Source organism: Paenalcaligenes hominis (assembly GCF_011927625.1).
In the GTDB taxonomy this organism is placed as follows: Bacteria; Pseudomonadota; Gammaproteobacteria; order Burkholderiales; family Burkholderiaceae_B; genus Paenalcaligenes; species Paenalcaligenes hominis.
Window position 1 is genome coordinate 11,502 of sequence record NZ_JAATIZ010000003.1, and the last position, 23,221, is coordinate 34,722.

The following is a 23,221-nucleotide window of genomic DNA, read 5'->3' on the forward strand; positions in this document are numbered from 1 at the left end:
AAAGCTAGGGCCAAAAACTCGTAAATCCAGAGCTCTCTAGGCGCTTGCGCATCCACCCTAGCTTAGCTCGAGTACGACATGCTATGAGCACTTCAGACGAGGTCATCACAGAATCAGAGTCTGTGACTTTATATTCACGATATAAATCAGGACGTGTTGCTGACTCAGTAGAAGGACTCCATATGGAGTCTAGCTCTACAGGGAGCACCTCTTCTAGTTGTTCTAATAAGGAATGAGCGCCACCGAGCTTATCTATATCCCCTTCCAGACGAGGCAAGACTTTGCACATTAAAAAATCATCCCACACTGCTTGCAATGTGGCCTCATCCTTGGGTTGAGCACTCATCACAGCCAAAAGCAATTCATTGAGGGCTCTATATGCCAACTCAAATGGCGTCCCTTTTAGTACCTCATTCACTTTGCCTAAAAACTGAATACTAAGAGCGCCATCACTGTCTATGGTTGTACTTAAAGTAGAACGGTCGGCGTGCGATTGAGTCGGATACGTTAAAATTTTATTGAAAACAGCAGGTTCAAAAAACTGCTCAAAATTATTAGGAAAAAAATCGCCAAAATCAAAACTTAATGCTCGATCAATGACCTTACGGGAGAACCCATGCGTGGTCTCATCCATATTCACCGTACCTGCTACGATAAGATTAAATGGAATACCAATGCCCTCTTGCAAGAACAAATCCCATATATCCTTATCCAAAGGCAGCTCAAGATTTAAGCCTAAATCTTGAGCCAACAAATCAGAAGGCTTCAAGTCGTCATCAGTCATACCTACATCCAATGAACTGAAGACCGAACCTTTAATTAAAGGATCACAACTATAGCTATACGATGTGGCCTCAGACGGCTCAGCATAGGTCCAACTCCGTGTTTCCAATACAGATAAATAATCAGCAAAATACTGCTCTACCGGAGCCAGGTTCATTTCGTCTAAACACAACCAAAAAGGCCGAATCTGATCTAGATCTCGGCCTAGCCAACGCACTGGCCGTCCTTGATCATCTCGCTTCACAGACTCAATCACCTCTTGCCAAGCCCGCACCATAAAACGCAACACATCGGTAGCCACATACTGCGGTCGTTGGCCTAACCTAGACACGTACCCCATTAAATCGCTAGGTTCATGCCAATCAGGTCTCACTGACACCAGACAATAAGTTTCTAAACTAGCGTCCCATGCTTTAGCTTGTTCCCGGACAAAACGACTTTTACCTGTGCCAGAGATACCGGCTAGGAGGAGGAAGGGTTTAGGTAAAGTTATCTTATTGCTCACTATGTTCTTTTTCCTAACCAATTTTTCTGGATTTTTATTAAGAATAGATTCTTTGACCTTTTTATATAAATCTACCATTTCAACTAAATCGTAGATTAGTTCCTCATTAGAAGGAATAGAGTGTAAGCTATAAAACTTAGCAGCAATATTAAATTTCTCGTAAGATCTACTTAAATCTGTATTAGGTTTTAAATCTATTATTCTTTCAGGCCAAAAATTAATCTCAGGAATATCCCGTAAAATACGATCTTGAATAGCTTGTGCTCGTTTTTCAGCTTGCTGCTTTCCATAGGTTTTAGTAGGAATTGTAGTCCCTTGATTTAATGACAAATAAAATCCAGAGCCATCCGAGCAAAATAAGTAAACGGGATAGAGACCATCTTGAGTTGTTTCAGTAACAGCTGGGTCTAAAATCGAAATCCAAGCCACATCTGCCCATAGCCCAGCACCAACGCTTGCTTTTACCTGTAAAGCAGAGTTTTTCTCATGAACAAAATTTTCCAGATCATTCTTTAAATTATTTCTAAAAAAAATTGCAATTTTATTTTCTTTATATGACTTTTTTTTAGCGTCTACCCAGTTATTTAAAAAGTAAACAAACTTTGCTCTCAGATCCATATCATTTTCAAATTATTAATATAAAATATAATCTTAACAGAAATTGAAATCGGTCCATCCCTCCTCCTTCTACTGCTCTTATAATAAAACCCTCTATACACCGTAAAGAGTGTGCTGTGAGCTATATTCTTTACGTCGATTTTCCCTACTCAGACCATTGGGGCGATGCAATGACGCCTGCTATGCAAGAACTCGCTCAGTCTATTAGCCACGAACCATGTCTAATTTGGAAGATTTGAACAGAAAATTCAGAGGTAAATGAAGCGGGAAGCGTACTTGTTCATGCATAGTGCTCGTCTTAAACAATTTGGCCTCCCCCATGTCAACGTCAAACTCTTAGCTACTCAGGCACCACTCTCTCGTATTAACCACGGGCCTGTAGACAACTAAAACCCTAAAGCATTTTCCCTCTAGAAAGGTTGGGTGAATCCGCCACACCTTCTTTTGTCACTGGAGGGCTCAATTAACGGTGTAATTTATGCGACATGGATACAATATATGACTCCGCATGTACACAAATGACTAGCTGTGCACCTGCGGCAAGATCAGCCAGGGACGGAGGCATTCTTGGGTGAGCGGCTCAGCACGCAGCGTAACGAAGTGAAGCGAGCACTGCCTAGCGAGCCCATGAATGGTGCCGCCTCTAAAAGCAGACTGCGAACCATCCCTTGTAGACGGACAAAATAGTTCGGAACTCTATTTTTTTCTATTATCGACTAGTTAATTAGCTAGTCTATTTTCAATAACTAACATAATTCGGTTTTTGGTTTAGTTTGCTTGTCGCAGCACTTCTCCATTAAATATCCCACTAAACTCATCAATGCCGAAGTATTAGCACGATAGCGCTGAAACCGCCCTTCTTGCTCTACATAGACAAGACCAGCGTGTGTCAGAGTTTTTAGGTGAAAAGATAGATTAGTCGGAGGAATAGCCAACTGTAGGCTGATTTCTCCGGCCACTAAACCATCGTCACCAAACTGCACCAATAGCTTCACAATATCAAGCCTCAGCTCGGAAGCTAAGGCATCAAATTTACTGACCGCCTCTTTTTGATTCATACCTACCTAATCCATTCAATTTCAGGAAAAACGCTCTCGAAGCGAATAGAAGCTAAATACTACGCTGATTCACCCGCTTGGACAGCTCCTCGGCGCTTTCCTTTCTTTCACTATAGCGATCAACTAAATAGTCAGAGCATTCACGAGTCAGTAACGTAAATTTCATAAGCTCTTCCATCACATCCACAATGCGATCATAGTACGAGGACGGTTTCATCCGGCCATCTTCTTCAAACTCCAAATACGCTTTAGCCACAGAGGACTGATTAGGAATGGTAATCATCCGCATCCAACGTCCTAAAACCCGCATTTGGTTGACGGCGTTAAAGGACTGTGAGCCACCCGACACTTGCATCACCGCTAAAGTTTTACCTTGAGTAGGCCGTACAGCGCCTATTGACAAAGGAATCCAGTCAATTTGTGCCTTTAAAATACTCGTCATCGCCCCGTGGCGCTCTGGGGAAGTCCACACCATTCCCTCTGCCCAAAGCACTAAATCTCGTAACTCTTTCACCTTGGGGTGATCTTCCGTCGCCCCATCGGGCTGCGGTAAACCTCGAGGATCAAAAACTCGAGTCTCAGCGCCTAGCTTATTTAATATCTTAGCAGCTTCTTCCGTTACAAAACGGCTGTATGAACGCTCTCGAACAGACCCGTAAAGCAACACAATACGAGGTGAATGTAATGTGTGTTTTTTGGGAAATAGCCGATTTAAATCAGGGGTTTCTAATTGCTTTACATCAATATTCGGTAATTCATCTTTTAACAATTTTGCATCCTCTTTCATAAATGTCTAAGCGATTTTTTGCTTCAAGAAAAAGCACCTAAACGTAGAGCTAGTGCCACCAAAGTAATTAATAAGACAGGTGTGGTCAAAACCACCCCCACTCTAAAGTAATACCCCCAACTAATTGTGGTTCCTTTTTTTGCTAGCACATGCAACCACAACAAAGTAGCCAGACTGCCAATAGGGGTAAATTTCGGCCCTAGATCACTGCCAATCACATTCGCATACACCATGGCCTCTTTCACTGAACCACTCGCAGTCGAAGCATCTATAGAAAGCGCAGTTGTTAACACAGTAGGCATATTATTCATAACGGAAGACAACAAAGCAGACAGCACACCTGTACCGATAGCGGCTCCCCATATACCGCCTTCTGCAAATTTATTTAATAACAACGCAATGTAATCCGTTAAGCCGGCATTGCGTAAGCCATACACAACCAAGTACATACCTAGTGAAAAAACAACAATGTGCCAAGGTGCGCCTCGCAAAACTTTATTTAGACTAATCACCTTTCCACGGGCAGCGACCGCCAGTAACAATGCCGCCGCCATCGCTGCCACGGCACTAACAGGCACACCTAAAGGCTCTACCCCAAAAAAACCGATCAGCAATAGCACCAACACGACCCAACCGGCTTTAAAGGTTAACGGGTCTTTAATCGCCTTAGCCGGCTGTGGTAAATGTGCCGAGCTATAACTAATAGGTATATCGCGCTTGAAAAATACAATCAGCACACACAGACTGGCTAAGACAGACACCAAATTAACAGGCACCATAATTGCCGCATAGTCTGTAAAGCCAATAGAAAAGTAGTCCGCAGAGACTATATTGACCAAGTTAGACACCACCAATGGCAAACTAGCCGTATCTGCAATAAAACCTGCGGCCATGACAAAAGCCAACGTTGCTGCCGCAGAAAAGCCCATTGCCATCAACATCGCCATCACAATAGGCGTCAAAATTAAAGCGGCTCCATCATTAGCAAATAAAGCAGAAACGGCGGCACCTAACAAAACAGTTAACGCAAACAGTTTAATGCCACACCCCTTTCCCCAGCGCGCAACATGAAGTGCTGCCCATTCAAAAAAACCGGCCTCATCCAAGAGCAAACTAATAATAATGACAGCGATAAACGTTGCGGTGGCGTTCCAAACAATTCCCCAAACCACGGGAATATCCGTCCATTGCACCACCCCAAAAGCAAGAGCTACCGCTGCCCCGATTAACGCGCTCCAGCCAATACCCAAGCCACGGGGCTGCCAGATTACTAAGGTCAAGGTCAAAACAAAAATCAAAATAGCAACTAACACAACATATTCCTAAGGCATAGACTTTTAGGGGAAAAAAACACCATGGACAGAAAAAGAGCCAACTATAGCTCTGACAGTTCTCTTGCACTTTGCTGTAAATACGTGTGCTCTAGCTTTTCCTTAGGAAAGCTGCTGAGCAGCTCTAACCGACGTCGAATCATCAGCATCGTTTGGTTAAACGCCGCTAGTTTTTCCTCTTCTGAGTCGCCGAGATTAGAAGGATCGGAATAACCCCAATGCGCTGTAGCGGGATGACCCGGCCAAATAGGGCACACTTCACCGGCTGCGTTATCGCACACAGTAATAATCAAATCCATTGTTGGCGCCTCTGGACCAGAGAATGCATCCCAACTTTTACTGTATAACCCCTCGGTAGACACCCCCGCATGCTGCAATACACGTAACGCAAAAGGATTCGGTTGTTGATTTTCGCTAGGATTACTGCCAGCCGAGTATGCTTTGAAGCGCCCACGCCCAATGTCATTAAGCAAGGCCTCAGCCAAAATACTGCGGGCAGAATTGTGTGTACATAAAAACAAAACAGTCAAAGGGGATACCTGGGGCTCATTCATAAGAACTCCGTTAGTCAGTGGTTAACGATACCAGTTATTTTAATAGTACAAATATAGTTGAAATGATGTCAATGGGCACAAAAAAGCCTGATCTATAAAACCAGGCTCTTTCTTTAAAATAAGTGAGTTAACGAGATGCCGCCAATATTTTTTTAGGCTCGTTTGCCAGCTGTAGAATAATACGACGGGACGGCTTATTCAGGCCAATGAAGTGAATCCTCACCCCTTTGCGACTAAACTTAGTGTGTACCCTCTCTAACGCCTCAACTGCTGTTAAATCCCAAATATGCGCCTCAGAAAAATCAATGTGTACTGACTTGATAGGTTCATTTAAATCCAGGCTATCAACAAACTGCCCTGCTGACGCAAAAAACAGCTGCCCTTTAGCTTTATAAATACGACACGTCCCATCCTCGGAAAGATAATTATGCACACGCAAAATATCTACCACTTTGTGAGCAAAAAAGATTGCTGATAACAACACGCCCACAAGCACGCCTTTTGCTAGGTCATGCGTCCAAACAGTCACCACTACCGTAGCGATCATTACTACACTAGAGCTTCTGGGGTGAACCACCAAATTTTTAACCGATTGCCAATCAAACGTACTGATCGAAACCATAATCATCACTGCAACCAATGCAGCCATAGGAATCTGGCTAACCCAATCTCCTAAAAACACAATCAAAATCAGTAGAAAAATACCAGCACATAAGGTCGATAAACGACCTCGGCCACCCGCTTTCACATTAATCACCGACTGCCCAATCATGGCACAGCCTGCCATCCCACCCAAAAAACCTGTAGCCACGTTTGCTACACCTTGCCCCATACTTTCGCGGTTTTTATTACTAGGGGTATCGGTCATGTCATCAACGATGGAAGCCGTCATCAACGACTCCAATAAACCCACTACCGCTAAGGTCAAGGAGTAAGGAAGAATAATCTGTAAGGTTTCTAAATTAAAAGGGATATCGGGAATGAGAAAAATAGGTAGCGTATCTGGTAACTCCCCCATATCCCCTACTGTGCGCACGTCAATGCCAAACCACATCGTTATAGCCGTTAACACCACAATCGTCACCAAAGGCGAAGGAAGCACAGTTGTGATGCGCGGTAGTAGATAGATAATAGCCAAACCGGACGCAGTCAATGCATACACATGCCAAGTCACATTCGCTAACTCAGGCAGCTGGGCTAAGAAGATAAGAATAGCCAAAGCATTAACAAAACCCGTGACTACTGACTTAGACACAAAGCGCATCAAACCACCCAGTTTAATCATACCTGCTACGATTTGAATTAAGCCTGCCAAAATGGTAGCCGCTAACAGATACTGGAGACCATGGTCTTTAACTAAAGACACAATTACCAAAGCCATGGCTCCAGTCGCAGCCGAAATCATGCCTGGACGGCCACCTACAAACGCAATAATGGTGGCGATACTAAAAGAGGCATACAAGCCCACTTTAGGATCTACACCAGCAATAAGAGAAAAAGCAATCGCCTCGGGAATGAGTGCCAAGGCAACTAAGAGCCCCGAGATCATGTCTCGGCGCGTATTAAAAAACCATGTGGAATGTAAATGAAACATGCAGAAATCCAATTCTGCACAGCAGGCAGCTAGAGCCAACAACAAGGGACAAAATAGACGCCATGAGCCACCCACTGTGCTTTATTAAACAACAGAAAAACAAAGTGAAGAAAAGGGGGTAGCGATAAGTTACATGGGTTTGACATCCTCCCCGCCTAAAGGCCGGGGACTCCTACGGCGCTCAAGGGGGGCATTGAGCCGCCCCCAGAGTCGCTTCGGTGGGTTCCTGCTGCTGGCGGCCTGACTGCACCACTCACTTCACAGGCGAACTGGGCGTGTCCCGCCCTTAATATATTGATCGCACCCACCACCTCGGCATGCGCCTCGAAACGGCATTGCACACAGGCGAAGGCCGCTTGCGTAGGACGATTTGCGTTATGGCAATGCCCACATTCAGGGCAGGTCTGACTGGTGTAGTGCGGTGGTACAGCGACAAGCCAACCTCCTACCCACGCCAGTTTGTACTCTAGCTGACGGCGGAACTCGAACCAGCCTTGATCCAAGATGGCTTTATTCAGACCGGACTTGGCCCGAACGTTTCGCCCCGGTTGCTCGGTGGTGCCTGCTGCCGACTGGCTCATGTGGCTTACCTTTAAATCCTCGATACACACCATCGCGTGGTTTTGGCTGATTGTGGTCGTGGCTTTATGCAGGTAGTCGCGGCGGGCGTTGCCGATGCGGGAGTGAATACGCTGGACGCGGGTTTTTGCCTTTTTCCAGTTGTGGCTGAATTTGATCTTGCGGCTTAATGCCTGCTGCGCTTTACGCAGGGCGGCTTCGTGCCGCTTGAAACGGTTGAGCGGTGCATAGTACGTGCCGTCCGAGAGCGTAGCAAAACGCGCCACACCCATATCGACGCCAACCGCTGACGTGCCTTGTGGAACCGGTGGCTCGACGTCGCGTTCAGTCTGGATGCTGATGAACCACTTGCCTGCCTTATGACTTACGGTGACGTTTTTCACCGTGCCCAATACCTCGCGGCTGTTGCGGTAGCGTACCCAGCCCAGTTTGGGCAGAAAGATACGGCTGTTTTCCTGATCGAGTTGGCAGCCTTGCGGGTAGCGGAAACGGTCTTTTTGCCATGCCAACGCCCTATTGAACACGAAACGACACGCACCGGCAAAGCGGCGCATATCGCGTCGCTGAGCACCGTTAGGCTTGAGTTCGTATTGATAGGCTTGCAATCGTTTCATACTAACAATGATACGTGGCCTAGGGAGAAAAACAACGGCATTAGACGCGGTAGACACTGTGTTTTTAACATGCACGTTCACTTGGTCTTTGTGACAAAGTACCGCCGTGGTGTGTTCACAAAAGACGTGCTGGATGATTCGCAAAAAGAAGCATCCGAGTATTCACAACAAACTATGGGGCGGTGCTCTCTGGTCGCCGAGCTACTTTGCCGGAAGTTGTGGCGGTGCGCCTATCGAGATCGTCCGACAATACATTGAGCAACAACAGACGCCAAGGGGATACGAAAACGCTAGCGCGTCCGCACTATTATCTGCGCCCTGAACGGCGGGGTTTTCCGCGCGATTTGATAAAGAGAAAAGCATTTACTATTAATTGGGCTAAACTATAACATCTCTCAGCTCACCCCTCTAATAGTACAAATTCACCACCCCATCAGCCTCATGAATGGCTTTATTTGGTTATTCATTACTGCTTTTGCCTCCAAGAAAAGCAATCCACCCTCTACTCTTATTTATTATTACTGTCTGGGTTCAACAATCTGCCAATGAGCAGCGAGTTAACGAGTGAACGGTTCAGCGCGGAATGAGCGCAGCGAATGAGCACTGCCTAGTGAACGCGTTAACTCGCTGCGACTGACTCACTTTTTCTCGACCATAAACCATTTCCCCAGATGAAATTTAGATCGCAACAGCAGCAAATTATTTCGTCTGGGTGCAATCTATTTTGTCACTCTACAATCAGCAGCAAAAGCCCCCAAACCCCTACTCCACCGTCACGCTCTTTGCCAAGTTGCGGGGTTTATCGACATCGGTGCCGCGCGCTAGTGCGGTGTGATACGACAACAGCTGCAAGGTGATGGTGTGCAAGATGGGGGATAAGGCGCCGTAGTGTTCAGGCATGCGGATGACGTGGATGTGGTCCTCAGAGCGAATCAAGGTGTCGGCATCAGCGAATACATACAACTCGCCACCTCGGGCGTGCACCTCTTGGATATTGGATTTTAATTTTTCTAATAAGTCGTCTTTGGGGGCGATGGTAACCACAGGCATGTGCTCGGTGACCAATGCTAACGGGCCGTGTTTTAGTTCGCCGGCGGGGTAGCCTTCGGCGTGAATGTAGCTGATCTCTTTTAGCTTTAATGCGCCTTCAAGGGCGATGGGGTAATGCATGCCGCGGCCCAAAAACAAGGCGTTTTCTTTTCGGGAAAAGTGATCGGCCCAGTCCATAATTTGAGGCTCTAAAGCCAGCACAGCCCCAATGGCTACCGGTAAATGGCGTAATTTATTTAAGTAGTGGCTTTCTTGGGCGGCATCTAGCAATCCGTTGACTTTAGCTAGGCTTAATGCCAATAAAAATAAAGCGGTTAATTGGGTGGTAAAGGCTTTGGTCGAGGCCACCCCTATTTCCACTCCGGCACGCGTAATAAAATGCAGGGCGCATTCGCGTACCATGGCGCTGGTCGCTACATTACATACGGTCAGGGTGTGGTGCATGCCTAGGGATTGCGCATGTTTTAACGCCGCAAGGGTATCAGCGGTCTCACCAGACTGGGAAATGGTGACCACCAGCGTACTGTTAAAAGGTACGCTATCGCGATAGCGGTATTCACTGGCGATTTCTACGGCGACTGGTACCTGTGCGAACGACTCTATCCAGTACTTGGCCGTTAAGCCCGCATAAAAGCTAGTGCCACAGGCCAAAATCAACACACGATCAATAGACTGAAAAATAGCGGCCGCGTCAGCACCGAATAACTCGGGGCCTATGGACTCAATGTCTTGTAAGGTATCGGCAACGGCGCGTGGTTGCTCGAAAATTTCTTTTTGCATGTAATGCTGGTAGGGGCCTAAATCGGCCGCCGCCATCTGCGCTTGAACGGTGTGAATCGCTCGGTGTGTGGTTGTGCCACTTTTATCCACTATGCGCAGGTGGTCGCAACCCAAATCCACCAAATCACCGTCTTCGAGGTAGATGATTTGATCGGTTACCCCTGCAATTGCTAAGGCATCGGAGGCCAGAAAATTTTCTTGTTGGCCGACGCCAACCACCAAGGGCGAGCCAGAGCGGGCACCAACTAAACGTGTAGGTTCAGCTGTACACATTACCGCTAGCGCATAGGCACCTTGCAAGCGCTGACACACCTGCTGCAGCGTTGAAAACATATCGCCGTCATACAGATGGTCTAGCAAGTGAGCAATGGCTTCGGTATCGGTTTGGCTCTCGAACACATAACCGGCCTCGATCAGCTCTGCGCGTAATGACTCGTAGTTTTCAATGATGCCATTGTGAACCACCGCTATACGAGCCGGCTGCCCAGAGAAATGTGGGTGGGCATTCTGTGTGGCGGGCGCACCATGGGTTGCCCAGCGCGTATGTGAAATGCCCAACTGGCCGGCCAAGCCGTCTTGCTCGACGGCAGCAGCTAATTCAGCCACTCGTTGCGTGCTACGCGCTCGCACCAATTGCTGTTCCTTGAACACGGCTAAACCGCAGGAATCATACCCGCGATACTCTAAACGCTTGAGGCCCTCAAGCAAAAGAGGAACTATATTTCTTTGCGCTACCGCACCCACAATGCCGCACATAGCTTTAACCTTTATAAAAGAAAGTTAGTTTTCTATTTTGCAAAAAAAATGAAAAAAGAAAAAGTTAATTTTCGTAGTAAGACAGCATGCAGTATCGTGTGCACCACAGCAACAGGGTTGGAGCACGGCTCGCCCTAAACCGCACGGCTTTGCGTATTCGCTAAGTGAAAAAGCATCGTCACACCTAACGCGTCTAATTCGTCGTTAGGCGTGGTTCATCACGTATGTTTAGGTGCGCTTTCCTCTACCTCACTGACGGTGAACACCGGCTCAGATGCCAGTACAGGTTCAAGTGCTGGTTCAACCGCAGGCGGGTCTAGAGGCTCTGCGGATAAGTCCGTGCTTGGCTCGGGAGCTGCACGTAGACGTCCGTGGTATAGGTCGATATAGCTCTGGACCATGGTATCAACGCCATGCTCTTTTTGTACCCAGCGTAACGCCGTTAAAATTTGTTGGTTTCTGAACGCTTCGTCCTCAAGGATACGATCACAGGCGGCGGCAATGGCATTGAAATCGCCCACTTCGCAGGCAATGCCTCGCTCATCAGCCAATAACTCGGCTAAGCCCCCCGTCTGGGTTGCAACCACCGGGGCGGCGTACAAAAACGCATCCAAAACACTACTGCCTAACGCCTCAAAACGCGAGCTTAGTACAAACACATGCATTAACCGATACATGTCCTCTATACGACGCTCAAATCCCATCAATTTGTAGACATTCTCTAAGCCTAATTCGCTAATTAAGGCTCGCGCCGCCGGCGCCGCATCGCCCTCGGCACCAAAATGCAAGAACACAAAGTCTTGACGTTGTTGCCATAAGGCATGCACCGCTCGGATTGTGGTTTCTGGGTCTTTTTCTGAGGTTAAGGCTGCGACGGTGCCTAACACATAGCGTCCTCCGAGGTCATGCTGTTCGGTGAACGCAATAATATGATCGGTATCAGCAGGTACAAATTCGACAGCACTAGGGATAATGATAGGCTTAAAGCCAAGTTCCTGAGGGTCATGGGCCGCCGCTGCACTGATAGCAACGAACTCATCGACTTTGGACCACTTCCAACGCAATTTTTTTATGCGTTGTTGATAGTGCGTTTCGGTCTGCCCCTCACGACGCAAGGGAAACGCAGTACGCCGCGTAAACACGACTTTACCTTTTAACAAAAATTTTAAGCTAGCGAGCCAGGTTAAAGCGGCCGAGGTTTGCGCATGGTAGATGTCGTAGTGATCGCGTTGGCGTAGCAAATACCACAGCGCTTGGCGTGGCGATTTGCATTCAATCACAGGGATACCAAGAACAGCCAGACGTTGCGCCAGCGGCTCGCCTTGACGTGCTAACACGGTGGGTAGCAGCCCTTGTTCACTAAGACCTAGCGCAGTCAGCAGGGTTTGTCGTTCGCCCCCACGCCAACCTCGTTCAAAATTAATTAATAAAACACGCATAACAACACTTAAAAGTCAGGGTCCGAAGCGGGGTTTAAATGACGGGCAATATTAATGCCCAATGACATCAGTGCACAGCCAGTTGCCACCAATACACCTAGTATAGGGCCTTGAGCTGCCCCATACGCAAACGCGAGGGCGACCAAGGCTGTGCCAAAGCTTTGTCCGTAAACACGGGTAGTGGCCTGCATGCCCCCCGCAGCCGCGCTGCGGTGACGAGGAATACCGGCCAACATGGCACGGTTATTGGGTGTTTGAAACAAACCAAATCCAATGCCACCTAATAGCATGGAAGCCCATACCCAATAACTGGCAGATTGAGCGTCTAAAAACACCAGTAATAAGGTCGCGCTGGCCATGGTAGCGGCCCCTGTTGCGCAAAGCAGCGCAATGGGGACACGACTTGATAGCCAAGCCGCCATCGGTGCCATCGTACCGACACCCAGTGACCATATCCCTAACATTACACCGATTTCACTGTAGCTATAACCCATAATGCGCTGAAAATAAAACGGCAGCGCAACGACGGATGCCATTTGTGCAGCAAAAGAAAACGCAGAGGCAGCAACAGCATAAGCCACTGGCGTAACGCGCAAGAGATCAATGGGCACCAGTGGCTCATGCTGCCGTAAAGAATGTCGGATCAGCACCCAAGCACACAACGCCGCCACGGCTAAGCAGACCGACGCCCACACATACTGCGTCGCAATTAAGTCCAGCCCTAAAATTGAGAGTCCGAAAACCGGAAAACTCATGGCCGCTGCAAACCAGTCAAACCGACGCTGATTACGTGGCACTCTAGGCAAAAACCGCACCCCAAACCAAGCCGCAATACAAAAAGGAATATTCAAAAAGAAAATCCACCGCCATGAGCCCCAGTCTAAAATAAAAGCCCCTAAAGACGGCCCTAGCACCGCTGTTAATGAAACGGTCATGGCGTTGAGACTTAAGCCCATGGCTAAGCGACGCAGCGGATAAATATTACGTACTAGACCCCCAAATAAACACATCAGCATGGATGACCCAATACCTTGAGCAATGCGTGCCATGATGAGGGTGGCAAAATCATACGAAAACACCGCGGCAATAGAGGCGCTTAAAAAAACCCCTACTCCTAAGGTAAACAACCGCCCTAAGCCGATACGCTCTGCTAAGGCTGAGAACGGCAGTAGTGTCATGACAATGGTCAAGCTGTAGGCAATGGCCACCCACACCACGACCGCTGCATCAATGCCTAGCTCAAGCGCAATGACGGGTAAGGCCACATTAGACATACTGGCATCAAGCACCGTAATAACTAACGAAACCAAAAGCGTAAGCGCCGCATAAATGCGACGCGGCATAGGCAACCCATCAGGCAAATCTGCATGGGCAGTATAAGAATGGCTTGAGCTTGCCAATGTTATTTCACTTTTTTAGGACGCTGCCACTCTGCTTTGTAGTGTTGAGGTGTACGGGATAAAACCAAACCGTTGTCTTCAGTATCGCGTGTTACGGTAGTACCGGCTGCTACAGTGGTGTTTTTACCGATGACAACCGGAGCTACTAACTGCGAATCGGAGCCAATAAATGCATCGTCCCCAATAACCGTTTTAAATTTATTGGCGCCATCGTAGTTACACGTAATAACCCCTGCGCCAATATTAACGCGCTGGCCAACTTGCGCATCGCCGATATAGCTGAGATGACTGGCTTTAGCGTCTGTGTCGAATTGGCTGTTTTTGACTTCGACAAAATTACCGATATGTGCGCGCTCGCCTAACTGCGTGCCTGGACGTAACCGAGCAAAGGGGCCAATGGATGTGTGGGCGGCCGCGTGACTCTGGTCTAGGTGGCTAAATGGATGCACCACTGTACCTGCACCAAGATGGGTGTCTTTGATCACGCTGTGTGCTCCGATTTGTACCCCGTCTTTGAGCACCACATGGCCTTCGAACACACACCCCACATCAATAAACACGTCCCGTCCACACTCTAAAGTGCCGCGAATATCAATACGCTCTGGATCAGCCAACGTAACTCCGGCGTGCATTAAGCGCAAGGCTTGCTCGCGTTGCCAAGCTCGTTCTAATTGGGCTTGCTGCACACGACTATTTACCCCTAGTGTTTCCCAATCGTGTTCAGGATGCGCAGCGTTCACCTCGACGCCGTCTTCTACGGCAAAGCCAATGATGTCCGTCAAGTAAAACTCTTGTTGTGCGTTGTCGTTTTTTAACCGAGCCAGCCAGTCTTTAAGTTGGGCCGTAGGCGCGGCAATAATACCGGTATTCACTTCGGTAATGGCGCGCTCGGTCTCGGTGGCGTCTTTGTGTTCCACAATACGTTGGATACGCCCTTCGGCGTCGCGTACGATGCGGCCATAGCCAGTGGGGTCAGATAAAAACTCGGTTAAAACGGCCATGCCTTGACCTCGGGCCGCAATTAACGCCTGCATGGTCTGTGGCTGCACCATTGGTACATCCCCATACAGAATTAAAGTGGTGTCTTGTGGATCGGTGCCACCCTGCAAGGCTGGCACGGCTTGTTGCACGGCATGGCCGGTTCCCAATTGGGGCTGCTGCAAGACAAATTGCATTGCAGTATCGTGGTTAAATGTATTTTTTACTTGCTCTGCACCATGCCCCGTCACCACAATGACGGCATCAGGCTGCAGGGTTTGCGCACTTTGCATGACGTGTGCCAGCATGCTTTGACCCGCAATACGGTGTAGCACTTTAGGTAAATTTGATTGCATACGAGTGCCTTTACCCGCTGCAAGAATCACTACATTTAACATATACATCCCGTTCTTAGGTTAGGGCTAAGAGGTTTTTTTCGCCGCCTTAGCTGTCTTTTTGGCTGCTTTTTTAGCAGCGCTTTTAGACGTGGTTTTTGTGGTTTTGGTGGCGCTGGTCGTGTGGCCTGTTTTTTTGGCTGCCGCCGTTTGCGCCGCCTGTTTGGATTTAAAGGTGCTGTCAGCCGAAGGAGACGCCACACCAGCAGATAGGTTGTCTGCGACGCTTTGCGCTTGCTGCATCGACTGTGCCGTTGCTGTGGCTAGGGTTTCAAATTGATTTTGTAATAGATCCCACCAGGCTTGACCCGCTTGGCGCAGGCTGTCGTCGGCAGTGTCTTCAGTTTGCTCAGTGGTGTCTGGGTTTGCGTCGGTCGCTTTTTCATCGCTCTGAGCCATCATGCTGCTTAGTTCAGACATAGCCCCTAGGCCGCTTTTTGCCATGGCTTGCAAGGTAGTCAATGTACTGCGCTGAATTTCTAAGCCTTGAATGGTGCTAGATAACATAGACAAGTTAAGGCGTAACCAACTTTCCACTGCTTGCAATTCCTCGATACGCTTAGTGAGCTCTTCGATAGTGGGAATGGCACTGGTCGGCGTGGCCAAATCAAGGGGGTTTTTTGCCATATTGCCCCAAATTTGCTGCATCATATTTAAACTAGCTAGCAGCGGGTTGTCTTGGTTAACAGCAAAACCTGGAATATCAAATGGATTGTTTTTCATGATCAAGCGTCTCCTTTACGTCTAGTTACGTCTACCTAGATCTATTATGCCTGCATGAGCCGTAAACGCACACTATCTATAAGCACCATCTCGGCCTCAAGCGTAAATACACCGGTTTGCATCATTTCCCACCAGTCTGAAATAGTGAGCAACCGCGTTTCACTGACCTCGCCATCTTGGTTCTGAGGAATCACACCTGCCTCAAGCACACAATCACTAATAATAACGTCTTCGACCTGATAGCCCTCGGGCAACTGACGGTACATACGTAATAAGTGACGTAAAGGCTCACGCTGCCCTAAATGCTGTGGCAGCAGCCCGGCCTCTTCTTCGCTTTCACGCAACAACGAGGTGTCTAAATCCTCGAAAGCGACAGCTAACCCGCCCACCATCGTGTCCCATTTATTTGGATCCGTGGGTTTGGTGGCAGCGCGTTTTGCTACCCACAGCTTGCCGTCGTGGCTCCATGCGTTTAAATGCACAGCCTGTGTGACCAAACCGAGAGGACGCACAGCACCGCGTTCTATGGCTCCAACCACCTCGGTATTTGCCAACACATGCAAGAGTTCATCACGCCAAGCTTTGACTAAACCGGCTTGATCCAATTGCACAGCAATCTCTGCTAAGAGGGTATTCACAGCAGGACTGGGTGTTTGAGCCCAAGCAATATGCACCCCTGTTTCATTGACTTGAACGCCAGGTAATGCCGCAAGTACGGCAGTGGCCTCCGCTGTTGCCCACCCGCATAATCGATTGCACACCGTCACAGGACGACTCTGTGCTGTTGGCAAGTCATACGCCTGTTGAAGTAATTGTTGGTAGCGCTGATCTAAGTCAGCCAATGAGGGAAGTGTTTGAATAAGGGTCATGATTAAATTGTAATGGAATTACCTTTAAATCGGGCAGCCTCTAAGCTTAGCAGATAGTAACTGGTATTTACGTAGCCCCTACCCTCTTTGCTCCCTTTGTGAAGTCAGCGAAAAGCAGCGAGACGCCGATCAAACGGATACAATTACTGCTTTCTCTCCTTTTTCAGCCAAGGCCGCTTGCCTATGAAAGCCCACGACCTGCAGCAACTTTTTCTTCTCGCCGCTATCTGGGGCAGCTCGTTTCTTTTTATGCGTTTAGCCGTCGTAGACTTTGGTACGTGGCCCCTCATGTTGGTCCGCGTAGGTGTGGCGGCTATCACCATGCTCAGCGTCGTAGCGTGGCAAAGAAAATGGCACGCTCTGCGTCAATACCGTTGGGCTATTGCCTTTGTGGGGGTGGTCAATGCCGCGATCCCATTTAGTTTTTTTGTTTATGCTACTCAGTATTTACCTACGGGCACCATTGCCGTCATTAACGCCATGACCCCTTTATTTGGTGCCCTCATTGCGCGGCTCTGGCTTGGCGAACACCTAAGTGGGTCACGGCTTATTGGTCTTATTGTGGGCTTTAGTGGCATCGTTTTTCTCGTGTATGACAAGCTGTTCTTCCACGATCACCACCAAAGCTTAGCGGTGCTAGCCTCATTGGGTGCCACTATCAGTTATGGGATTGCCGCAAGCTTCAGCACTAAATACTTAAAGGGCGCAGACCCCATTGCCGTGACGGCGGGTAGCTTTAGTTCAGCTACCTTGTGTGTGTTGCCCTTAGCCATTTGGTTTTGGCCCCAACATCCCGTTTCTATGACCGCTTGGGGCTCCGCCCTCAGTTTAGCGTTACTGTGTACAGCGGTAGCCTACATTATCTTTTATCGTCTGGTTGCGTCCATCGGTGGGGCACGCAGTGTAACCGTTACCTTTTTAGTGCCACCATTTGGTATTATTTGGGGCGTCTTACTTTTAAATGAGCCTTTTGGTTTAAACGAGCTTTTTAGTACCGCTCTTGTTTTAGTTGGCACATTATTAGCCACGGGCTTTTTACGTCTACGCTTGAAAAGTACGCTATAAAGACTACACGCTGCCTTTTTTATTTTGTATTTATGACCTCTATGACCGACTCCGCCACCGTTTTGCACTTTGATGATGTCGCTTTAGGCTATGGGGACTTTACCGTCCTAAAACATATCAGTCTTAAGGTTCAAAAGGGCCAAGTGGTCGCGTTAATGGGCGGCTCTGGCTCGGGAAAGACCACCTTACTTCGCGCCGCAACAGGTCAAATCGTGGCGCAGACTGGCACCATCACGGCGTTTTCAAAAAATATTGCCCACCTTAACTCCCATGAACTGCAAGCCTTACGCAAGCGCATGGGGGTGCTTTTTCAGCACGGTGCCTTATTTACCGACCTCAACGTATTTGAAAACGTGGCTTTTCCACTACGCGAGCAAACAAATAAAACTGAGACCGAAATCACTCAAATTGTGCTCGACAAGCTCGAGGCCGTCGGTCTTAAAGCCGCGGCCCATTTATATATTTCTGAAATTTCCGGCGGCATGGCGCGCCGCGTTGCGCTGGCTCGTGCCATTGTGCTTGAACCCGAGCTGATTCTTTACGACGAGCCTTTTGCTGGACTGGACCCGATTTCATTAGGCATCACAGCGCAATTAATTCGTCGTTTATCTGATCAGCTCCATTGCGCCTCGGTGATTATCACCCACGACGTTCCCGAATCCTTTAAAATTGCCGACCATGTCTACATCGTGGGTCAAGGGAAACTCATTACCAGTGGCACGCCAGATCAGTTACTGGAATCCAACGATGAATACGTACAGCAGTTTTTAAACGGCAAGCCAGACGGCCCCATTGCCTTTAATTACCCTGTTACGCCGGCATTTGAAAATTGGCTCCAACAACGTAATAAATCATGACTTTTCTTACGACTCCGATTTCCGCTTTAGGCAGGCACGTGCGTCACAGTATTGTGGCTCTCGGTGCTTTCACACGCCTCTTTTTTGCTTTGTTGGCTCGTAGCAGTGTCATTTTTACGCGTCCACGCTTAGTCATCCAACAAATTCATTTTATTGGAAATTACTCGTTTTTAATTATTAGTGTCTCCGGGCTGTTTGTTGGTTTTGTACTAGGTCTACAAGGGTATTACACCTTGACACGGTACGGCTCCGAAGAAGCCATTGGCTTGCTGGTGGCGCTTTCTCTGACACGCGAATTAGGGCCGGTGGTCACCGCCTTACTGTTTGCTGGGCGCGCAGGCACTTCGTTAACCGCTGAAATTGGCTTGATGAAAGCCGGCGAACAAATTGCCGCCATGGAGGTCATGGCCGTCGATCCTATGCGTCGTATCTTAGTGCCGCGCCTTTGGGCTGGGATCATTGCGATGCCTGTGCTCGCTGCTGTGTTTTCTATGGTGGGGATTATCGGCGGTTGGGTCGTTGGCGTCTTAATGATTGGCATTGACCCAGGCGTGTTCTGGTCTCAAATGCAAGGGGGTGTCGATGTGATCAATGACGTCCTCAATGGGGTCATTAAAAGCGTGGTATTTGGGGTGGTGGTCACCATGATTGCTCTCTATACCGGTTGGACGACTAAGGCCACACCCGAAGGCGTGGCTCGTGCCACAACGCGCACCGTAATTAGCGGCTCTTTGGCCGTGCTCGGGCTGGATTTCTTGCTCACAGCTCTTATGTTTAGCAACTAATTTTGGAATAGGTTTATGTCAAACAACAAAAGCGATTTTTGGGTAGGACTCTTTGTCTTAATTGGCCTTCTCGCTCTGGTTTTTTTATCGCTACGAGCAGGCAATCTCAGTACGTTTTCTTTTGCGCCTACTTACAAACTGCATGCTTCTTTTGATAATATTGGAGGGCTTAAAGTACGAGCCCCAATTAAAAGTAGTGGCGTAGTGGTGGGGCGCGTGGTTGATATTGGGTTTGATACCACGGAATACCGTGCAACGGCTACCTTGGAAATCGACCAAAAGTTTCTCTTCCCCGATGACAGCTCAGCCTCCATATTGACCTCGGGCTTACTCGGAGAGCAATACATTGGGCTAACTCCTGGCGGCAGCGAGGACGACTTCAAAGACGGCAACAAAATCACTTATACCCAAAGTGCAGTTGTGCTTGAAGACCTCATCAGCAAGTTCCTCTACAGCAAAGCCAGCGATTAACGTTGGCCTTGTCTGAGCCCTCTCTTTCTTTTCGAGTTTGATCTTATGCCTACTACACCTGAGAGCCTTTCCAAAAACTCCCCCGCCTGGGGTCGTCTGGGTTTAGCCGCCACGTCTTTACTCGTCATTACAGGATGCGCCACCGTAGAGCATCCCAACCCCAATGACCCATGGGAAAGCTACAACCGCACCATGGACAAAATCAACTACAACGTTGATAACGCGTTGGTAAAACCCATTGCAAACACTTACAAAACGCTCACCCCGCAGCCCGTACAATCTTGTATACATAATATGTTCCGTAACGTAGGGGATGTCTGGTCAGCAGCCAACAGCTTCTTGCAGGGTCGGCCACATGATTTCTTTAACACCTTGGGGCGTGTTTTGTTTAACACCACGATGGGTGTAGGCGGTTGTTTTGATGTGGCCTCTAAAAACGGTGCGCAACGTATTCCTAATGATTTTGGAACAACCTTAGGGGTATGGGGCATTGGCTCTGGGCCTTATGTCGTGCTACCACTGATTGGCCCCAGCACAGTACGAGACAGCGCAGCCCTAGCAGGCGGTGTAGCCGTTGGCTTTAGCGAGTCTTCTCCTATTGTGGCAATTAAAAACGTGCCCGTTAGGAACTCGATCTTAGGTTTGTACTTTGTCGATTTACGTACAGGCTTATTGGATGCGGATGCGATGGTGAATGACATTGCATTAGATCGCTATAGCTTTATACGCGATGCGTATTTGCAACGTCGTCAATCACTCGTTAACCGAAAACTTCGTAGCCCAACGGATGATAGCTACGGCGATGATCTTCCTAACTACGAAGACTTTGACGATAACGAAGACACCACATCCACCACAAACTAATCCCTCAAAAAAGGATGTTTTATGTTGTTAGCCAAACACTATTTTTCTGCACTGTTAACGGCGCTTGCTTTGGTCTTAGGCATGTCTCACGCCCATGCACAAAATGTCGACCGCAAACAACCACCGGCCGAATTCGTCGATAAAATTGCAACTCAAGCCCTTGAGGCCGTAAAAGACGACGCTGCCGCACAAAAGGGTGATCGTGCTGCCATTAACTCGTTAGTGAATCAGTACGTACTGCCCTATGTGAATTTTGAGAAAACTACTCGTTTAGCTACCGGGCGCTATTGGCGACAAGCCAGCCCTGAGCAACGCAATGCGTTGGTCGAGGCCTTTAAAAACACCTTGATCCGTACCTATAGTGGTGCGTTGGCAAATGTCAACAAACTGTCTTCCATTCAAGTCGGCCCGTTCCGTGGCGACGCGAATGCGGATGACGTGGTCGTGCGCACCACTATTATCCAACGCGATGGCCCAGCAGTGGGTGTAGACTACCGCATGGAGCAATCCCCCGAGGGGTGGCTCATTTACGACCTTAACGTCGAAGGCATTTGGCTCATTCAAAACTACCGCAACCAGTTCGCTGAAGTCATTCAGCGCAATGGTATCGATGGCCTAATTGATAGCCTTAATAAACAAACCATGCCCGTGCAAAACCCTTAACACTTTAACGATACCGTTAGGGTTTTAACTCAGCTCCCTTATAATAGAAATCTGGCTCATGGTGGGCCAGATTTTTATTGTGTGCCTATGTCTGCAATCAAATTAGAAAACATCTCTAAAATTTTCCCCCCTGAAAAAAAGGGTCTGTTTAGTTTAGCAACAGGCTCAGGCTTTCAGGCGCTTCAAGACGTTAATCTCACGATTGAACAAGGTGAGTTCTTTGGTTTGCTCGGCCCCAATGGCGCGGGTAAAACCACCATGATTTCCATACTGGCTGGGCTTTCCAAGGCCACAACGGGCCGTGCTAGTATCTGTGGTTTTGATGTGGAAACCGATTACCGCAACTCGCGCCGCGCGTTGGGTGTAGTGCCGCAGGAAATCGTCTACGACCCGTTTTTTACTGTACGTGAAACCCTACAGCTGCAATCGGGATATTTTGGTTTACGCAACAATGACGACTGGATTGATGAAATTCTGCATCATCTTGGCCTCTCAGATAAAAGCCACACCAACATGCGTGCCTTGTCTGGCGGTATGAAACGACGCGTCTTGGTTGCTCAAGCCTTGGTGCACCGTCCGCCGGTCATTATCTTAGATGAGCCTACCGCTGGGGTAGACGTCGACTTGCGTCGTAGCTTATGGGAATTTATTTCCCGCTTGAACCGCGAAGGTCACACCATTCTCTTAACCACACACTACCTCGAGGAAGCCGAGGCGTTGTGTAGTCGTATTGCAATGCTTAAATCAGGTCAAATCGTCGCCCTAGACACCACTGCTGCGCTGCTTGAACGCGCTGGTACAGGCGATCTAGAAGAAGCCTTCGTTCGTATTATGCATTCTGAAAACAAACTATGACAGATTCCTCTACTACCAAGCATTGGGGCGTACCCAACTCTACTGAGCCCACGCCTGGTGCTACCCAACCACTTAAGCCCCAGCCTACTATGGGCTCAGGTTTTCCTACGCTATTTAAAAAAGAGCTTTTACGCTTTTACAAAGTGGCGTTTCAAACCGTGGCCGCGCCTGTTTTAACCGCACTTTTGTATCTGTTAATCTTCGCCCACGTGCTCGAGGATCGTGTTCGCGTATTCGATACCGTGCCTTATACCGCATTTCTGATCCCTGGCTTAATGATGATGAGCATGTTGCAAAACGCATTTGCTAACCCATCCTCATCATTAATTCAAAGCCGCATCACGGGGAATCTGGTGTTTATCCTTTTGCCGCCCCTGTCACACCGCGAAATTTTCTTTGCCTACATTTTAGCGGCGATTATCCGAGGGCTTACGGTAGGCGTCTGTATTTGGCTTGTTTCTTTATTTTTTGTGCGCTTGCCTGTTGCGAACCCGCTGTGGGTAATTAGCTTTGCCGTCTTATCTTGCGGTATTATGGCAACGTTAGGCGTTATTGCAGGGCTTTGGTCAGAAAAATTCGATCAACTCGCCGCTTTTCAAAACTTCTTAATCATGCCAGCTACTTTTTTATCTGGTGTGTTTTATTCCATTCACAGCTTGCCGCCTTTCTGGCAGGCCGTATCGCATTGGAACCCTATTTTCTACACCATTGACGGTTTTCGTTATGGGTTTTTTGCAGCCTCAGACGTTTCTCCGTGGCATAGTCTTGCCGTGGTTGGCACAGTCTTTGTAGTGCTTTGCTTTTTATCACTACGCCTGCTTGCTTCAGGCTACAAACTACGGAATTAA

23 protein-coding genes and 2 pseudogenes are annotated in these 23,221 nt (G+C 48.3%); 12 read left to right on the plus strand and 13 right to left on the minus strand.

Annotated features, from left to right (window positions below; all coding sequences use genetic code 11):
• Positions 1–4 precede the first annotated feature (4 nt).
• Complete coding sequence (locus GGR41_RS07160; RefSeq protein WP_167661292.1) at positions 5–1,906, minus strand: MrcB family domain-containing protein; 1,902 nt, start codon at positions 1,904–1,906, stop codon at positions 5–7.
• A gap of 116 nt (positions 1,907–2,022) precedes the next feature.
• Between GGR41_RS07160 and GGR41_RS13260 the strand changes: the two genes are divergently transcribed.
• On the plus strand, positions 2,023–2,145 hold the full coding sequence (locus tag GGR41_RS13260; protein ID WP_268235111.1) for a YdhR family protein: 123 nt from the start codon (positions 2,023–2,025) through the stop codon (positions 2,143–2,145).
• A gap of 43 nt (positions 2,146–2,188) precedes the next feature.
• The gene (locus GGR41_RS13180; RefSeq protein ID WP_268235112.1) at positions 2,189–2,296 is read left to right on the plus strand and encodes a hypothetical protein; all 108 of its coding nucleotides are present in this window, start codon (positions 2,189–2,191) and stop codon (positions 2,294–2,296) included.
• Between the two features lie 356 nt (positions 2,297–2,652).
• Here the strand turns inward: GGR41_RS13180 and GGR41_RS07170 are convergent, their stop codons facing one another.
• The 6 genes from GGR41_RS07170 to GGR41_RS07195 all read right to left on the minus strand — a co-directional run bounded on the left by GGR41_RS07170 (position 2,653) and on the right by GGR41_RS07195 (position 8,423).
• Complete coding sequence (locus tag GGR41_RS07170; protein WP_167661293.1) at positions 2,653–2,964, minus strand: ArsR/SmtB family transcription factor; 312 nt, start codon at positions 2,962–2,964, stop codon at positions 2,653–2,655.
• Positions 2,965–3,016: 52 nt separating this feature from the next.
• Entirely contained in the window at positions 3,017–3,751 is a 735-nt protein-coding gene (gene arsH / locus GGR41_RS07175; RefSeq protein ID WP_167661294.1) for an arsenical resistance protein ArsH, read from the minus strand.
• 23 nt (positions 3,752–3,774) lie between these two features.
• Positions 3,775–5,064: an arsenic transporter gene (locus GGR41_RS07180; RefSeq protein WP_167661295.1), complete on the minus strand. Its 1,290-nt coding sequence runs from the start codon at positions 5,062–5,064 to the stop codon at positions 3,775–3,777.
• A gap of 62 nt (positions 5,065–5,126) precedes the next feature.
• Positions 5,127–5,636 carry an arsenate reductase ArsC gene (locus GGR41_RS07185; RefSeq protein ID WP_167661296.1) on the minus strand — a complete coding sequence of 170 codons (510 nt, stop codon included), beginning with the start codon at positions 5,634–5,636 and terminating at the stop codon, positions 5,127–5,129.
• A gap of 127 nt (positions 5,637–5,763) precedes the next feature.
• Complete coding sequence (locus GGR41_RS07190) at positions 5,764–7,230, minus strand: SulP family inorganic anion transporter (protein ID WP_167661297.1); 1,467 nt, start codon at positions 7,228–7,230, stop codon at positions 5,764–5,766.
• Positions 7,231–7,385: 155 nt separating this feature from the next.
• Entirely contained in the window at positions 7,386–8,423 is a 1,038-nt protein-coding gene (locus GGR41_RS07195) for an RNA-guided endonuclease InsQ/TnpB family protein (RefSeq protein WP_167661298.1), read from the minus strand.
• Between the two features lie 69 nt (positions 8,424–8,492).
• Here GGR41_RS07195 and GGR41_RS13340 point away from each other — a divergent pair.
• Positions 8,493–8,553: pseudogene (locus GGR41_RS13340) on the plus strand (IS200/IS605 family transposase); the annotation flags it as partial.
• A gap of 57 nt (positions 8,554–8,610) precedes the next feature.
• Positions 8,611–8,745 (plus strand): annotated as a pseudogene (locus GGR41_RS13345) (transposase); the annotation flags it as partial.
• Positions 8,746–9,185: 440 nt separating this feature from the next.
• On the opposite strand, the gene glmS reads toward GGR41_RS13345, so the two are convergent.
• The 6 genes from glmS to GGR41_RS07230 all read right to left on the minus strand — a co-directional run bounded on the left by glmS (position 9,186) and on the right by GGR41_RS07230 (position 16,813).
• Positions 9,186–11,009, minus strand: coding sequence for a glutamine--fructose-6-phosphate transaminase (isomerizing) (gene glmS, locus GGR41_RS07205; protein ID WP_167661299.1), 1,824 nt, complete (start codon positions 11,007–11,009; stop codon positions 9,186–9,188).
• Positions 11,010–11,227: 218 nt separating this feature from the next.
• Positions 11,228–12,448 (minus strand): glycosyltransferase family 4 protein, encoded by a 1,221-nt coding sequence (locus GGR41_RS07210; RefSeq protein WP_167661300.1) that lies wholly within the window; start codon positions 12,446–12,448, stop codon positions 11,228–11,230.
• Between the two features lie 8 nt (positions 12,449–12,456).
• Positions 12,457–13,848: an MFS transporter gene (locus tag GGR41_RS07215; RefSeq protein WP_308633748.1), complete on the minus strand. Its 1,392-nt coding sequence runs from the start codon at positions 13,846–13,848 to the stop codon at positions 12,457–12,459.
• Between the two features lie 2 nt (positions 13,849–13,850).
• Positions 13,851–15,224 carry a bifunctional UDP-N-acetylglucosamine diphosphorylase/glucosamine-1-phosphate N-acetyltransferase GlmU gene (glmU, locus tag GGR41_RS07220; RefSeq protein ID WP_167661301.1) on the minus strand — a complete coding sequence of 458 codons (1,374 nt, stop codon included), beginning with the start codon at positions 15,222–15,224 and terminating at the stop codon, positions 13,851–13,853.
• A 24-nt stretch (positions 15,225–15,248) separates the two neighbouring features.
• Positions 15,249–15,944 (minus strand): PhaM family polyhydroxyalkanoate granule multifunctional regulatory protein, encoded by a 696-nt coding sequence (locus GGR41_RS07225; protein ID WP_167661302.1) that lies wholly within the window; start codon positions 15,942–15,944, stop codon positions 15,249–15,251.
• Between the two features lie 44 nt (positions 15,945–15,988).
• A complete protein-coding gene (locus GGR41_RS07230; RefSeq protein WP_167661303.1) occupies positions 15,989–16,813 on the minus strand; it encodes an NUDIX hydrolase in 825 nt (274 codons plus the stop codon).
• A 183-nt stretch (positions 16,814–16,996) separates the two neighbouring features.
• On the opposite strand from GGR41_RS07230, the gene GGR41_RS07235 reads away from it, so the two are divergent.
• From GGR41_RS07235 to GGR41_RS07270, 8 genes are all read left to right on the plus strand, one after another.
• Positions 16,997–17,878, plus strand: coding sequence for a DMT family transporter (locus GGR41_RS07235; RefSeq protein ID WP_167661304.1), 882 nt, complete (start codon positions 16,997–16,999; stop codon positions 17,876–17,878).
• Positions 17,879–17,910: 32 nt separating this feature from the next.
• A complete protein-coding gene (locus GGR41_RS07240; protein WP_077734229.1) occupies positions 17,911–18,735 on the plus strand; it encodes an ABC transporter ATP-binding protein in 825 nt (274 codons plus the stop codon).
• Positions 18,732–19,520, plus strand: coding sequence for a lipid asymmetry maintenance ABC transporter permease subunit MlaE (gene mlaE / locus GGR41_RS07245; RefSeq protein WP_077734228.1), 789 nt, complete (start codon positions 18,732–18,734; stop codon positions 19,518–19,520). The genes GGR41_RS07240 and mlaE overlap by 4 nt, the downstream gene beginning before the upstream one ends.
• Positions 19,521–19,535: 15 nt before the next feature.
• Positions 19,536–19,991, plus strand: coding sequence for an outer membrane lipid asymmetry maintenance protein MlaD (gene mlaD / locus GGR41_RS07250; protein ID WP_077734227.1), 456 nt, complete (start codon positions 19,536–19,538; stop codon positions 19,989–19,991).
• A 45-nt stretch (positions 19,992–20,036) separates the two neighbouring features.
• Positions 20,037–20,855 carry an MlaA family lipoprotein gene (locus GGR41_RS07255; RefSeq protein WP_167661305.1) on the plus strand — a complete coding sequence of 273 codons (819 nt, stop codon included), beginning with the start codon at positions 20,037–20,039 and terminating at the stop codon, positions 20,853–20,855.
• 21 nt (positions 20,856–20,876) lie between these two features.
• Complete coding sequence (locus GGR41_RS07260) at positions 20,877–21,518, plus strand: MlaC/ttg2D family ABC transporter substrate-binding protein (protein ID WP_167661306.1); 642 nt, start codon at positions 20,877–20,879, stop codon at positions 21,516–21,518.
• A gap of 87 nt (positions 21,519–21,605) precedes the next feature.
• On the plus strand, positions 21,606–22,373 hold the full coding sequence (locus tag GGR41_RS07265) for an ABC transporter ATP-binding protein (RefSeq protein ID WP_167661307.1): 768 nt from the start codon (positions 21,606–21,608) through the stop codon (positions 22,371–22,373).
• 89 nt (positions 22,374–22,462) lie between these two features.
• Complete coding sequence (locus tag GGR41_RS07270) at positions 22,463–23,221, plus strand: ABC transporter permease (RefSeq protein WP_229711233.1); 759 nt, start codon at positions 22,463–22,465, stop codon at positions 23,219–23,221.

Bases quoted from the DNA above. Each gene is read 5' to 3' on its own strand.
- GGR41_RS07160 (WP_167661292.1), bottom strand. From the start codon at position 1,906: ATGGATCTGAGAGCAAAGTTTGTTTACTTTTTAAATAACTGGGTAGAC.
- GGR41_RS13180 (WP_268235112.1), top strand. From the start codon at position 2,189: ATGCATAGTGCTCGTCTTAAACAATTTGGCCTCCCCCATGTCAACGTC.
- GGR41_RS07170 (WP_167661293.1), bottom strand. From the start codon at position 2,964: ATGAATCAAAAAGAGGCGGTCAGTAAATTTGATGCCTTAGCTTCCGAG.
- arsH (WP_167661294.1), bottom strand. From the start codon at position 3,751: ATGAAAGAGGATGCAAAATTGTTAAAAGATGAATTACCGAATATTGAT.
- GGR41_RS07185 (WP_167661296.1), bottom strand. From the start codon at position 5,636: ATGAATGAGCCCCAGGTATCCCCTTTGACTGTTTTGTTTTTATGTACA.
- GGR41_RS07190 (WP_167661297.1), bottom strand. From the start codon at position 7,230: ATGTTTCATTTACATTCCACATGGTTTTTTAATACGCGCCGAGACATG.
- GGR41_RS07195 (WP_167661298.1), bottom strand. From the start codon at position 8,423: ATGAAACGATTGCAAGCCTATCAATACGAACTCAAGCCTAACGGTGCT.
- glmS (WP_167661299.1), bottom strand. From the start codon at position 11,009: ATGTGCGGCATTGTGGGTGCGGTAGCGCAAAGAAATATAGTTCCTCTT.
- GGR41_RS07210 (WP_167661300.1), bottom strand. From the start codon at position 12,448: ATGCGTGTTTTATTAATTAATTTTGAACGAGGTTGGCGTGGGGGCGAA.
- glmU (WP_167661301.1), bottom strand. From the start codon at position 15,224: ATGTTAAATGTAGTGATTCTTGCAGCGGGTAAAGGCACTCGTATGCAA.
- GGR41_RS07225 (WP_167661302.1), bottom strand. From the start codon at position 15,944: ATGAAAAACAATCCATTTGATATTCCAGGTTTTGCTGTTAACCAAGAC.
- GGR41_RS07230 (WP_167661303.1), bottom strand. From the start codon at position 16,813: ATGACCCTTATTCAAACACTTCCCTCATTGGCTGACTTAGATCAGCGC.
- GGR41_RS07235 (WP_167661304.1), top strand. From the start codon at position 16,997: ATGAAAGCCCACGACCTGCAGCAACTTTTTCTTCTCGCCGCTATCTGG.
- GGR41_RS07240 (WP_077734229.1), top strand. From the start codon at position 17,911: ATGACCTCTATGACCGACTCCGCCACCGTTTTGCACTTTGATGATGTC.
- mlaE (WP_077734228.1), top strand. From the start codon at position 18,732: ATGACTTTTCTTACGACTCCGATTTCCGCTTTAGGCAGGCACGTGCGT.
- mlaD (WP_077734227.1), top strand. From the start codon at position 19,536: ATGTCAAACAACAAAAGCGATTTTTGGGTAGGACTCTTTGTCTTAATT.
- GGR41_RS07255 (WP_167661305.1), top strand. From the start codon at position 20,037: ATGCCTACTACACCTGAGAGCCTTTCCAAAAACTCCCCCGCCTGGGGT.
- GGR41_RS07260 (WP_167661306.1), top strand. From the start codon at position 20,877: ATGTTGTTAGCCAAACACTATTTTTCTGCACTGTTAACGGCGCTTGCT.
- GGR41_RS07265 (WP_167661307.1), top strand. From the start codon at position 21,606: ATGTCTGCAATCAAATTAGAAAACATCTCTAAAATTTTCCCCCCTGAA.
- GGR41_RS07270 (WP_229711233.1), top strand. From the start codon at position 22,463: ATGGGCTCAGGTTTTCCTACGCTATTTAAAAAAGAGCTTTTACGCTTT.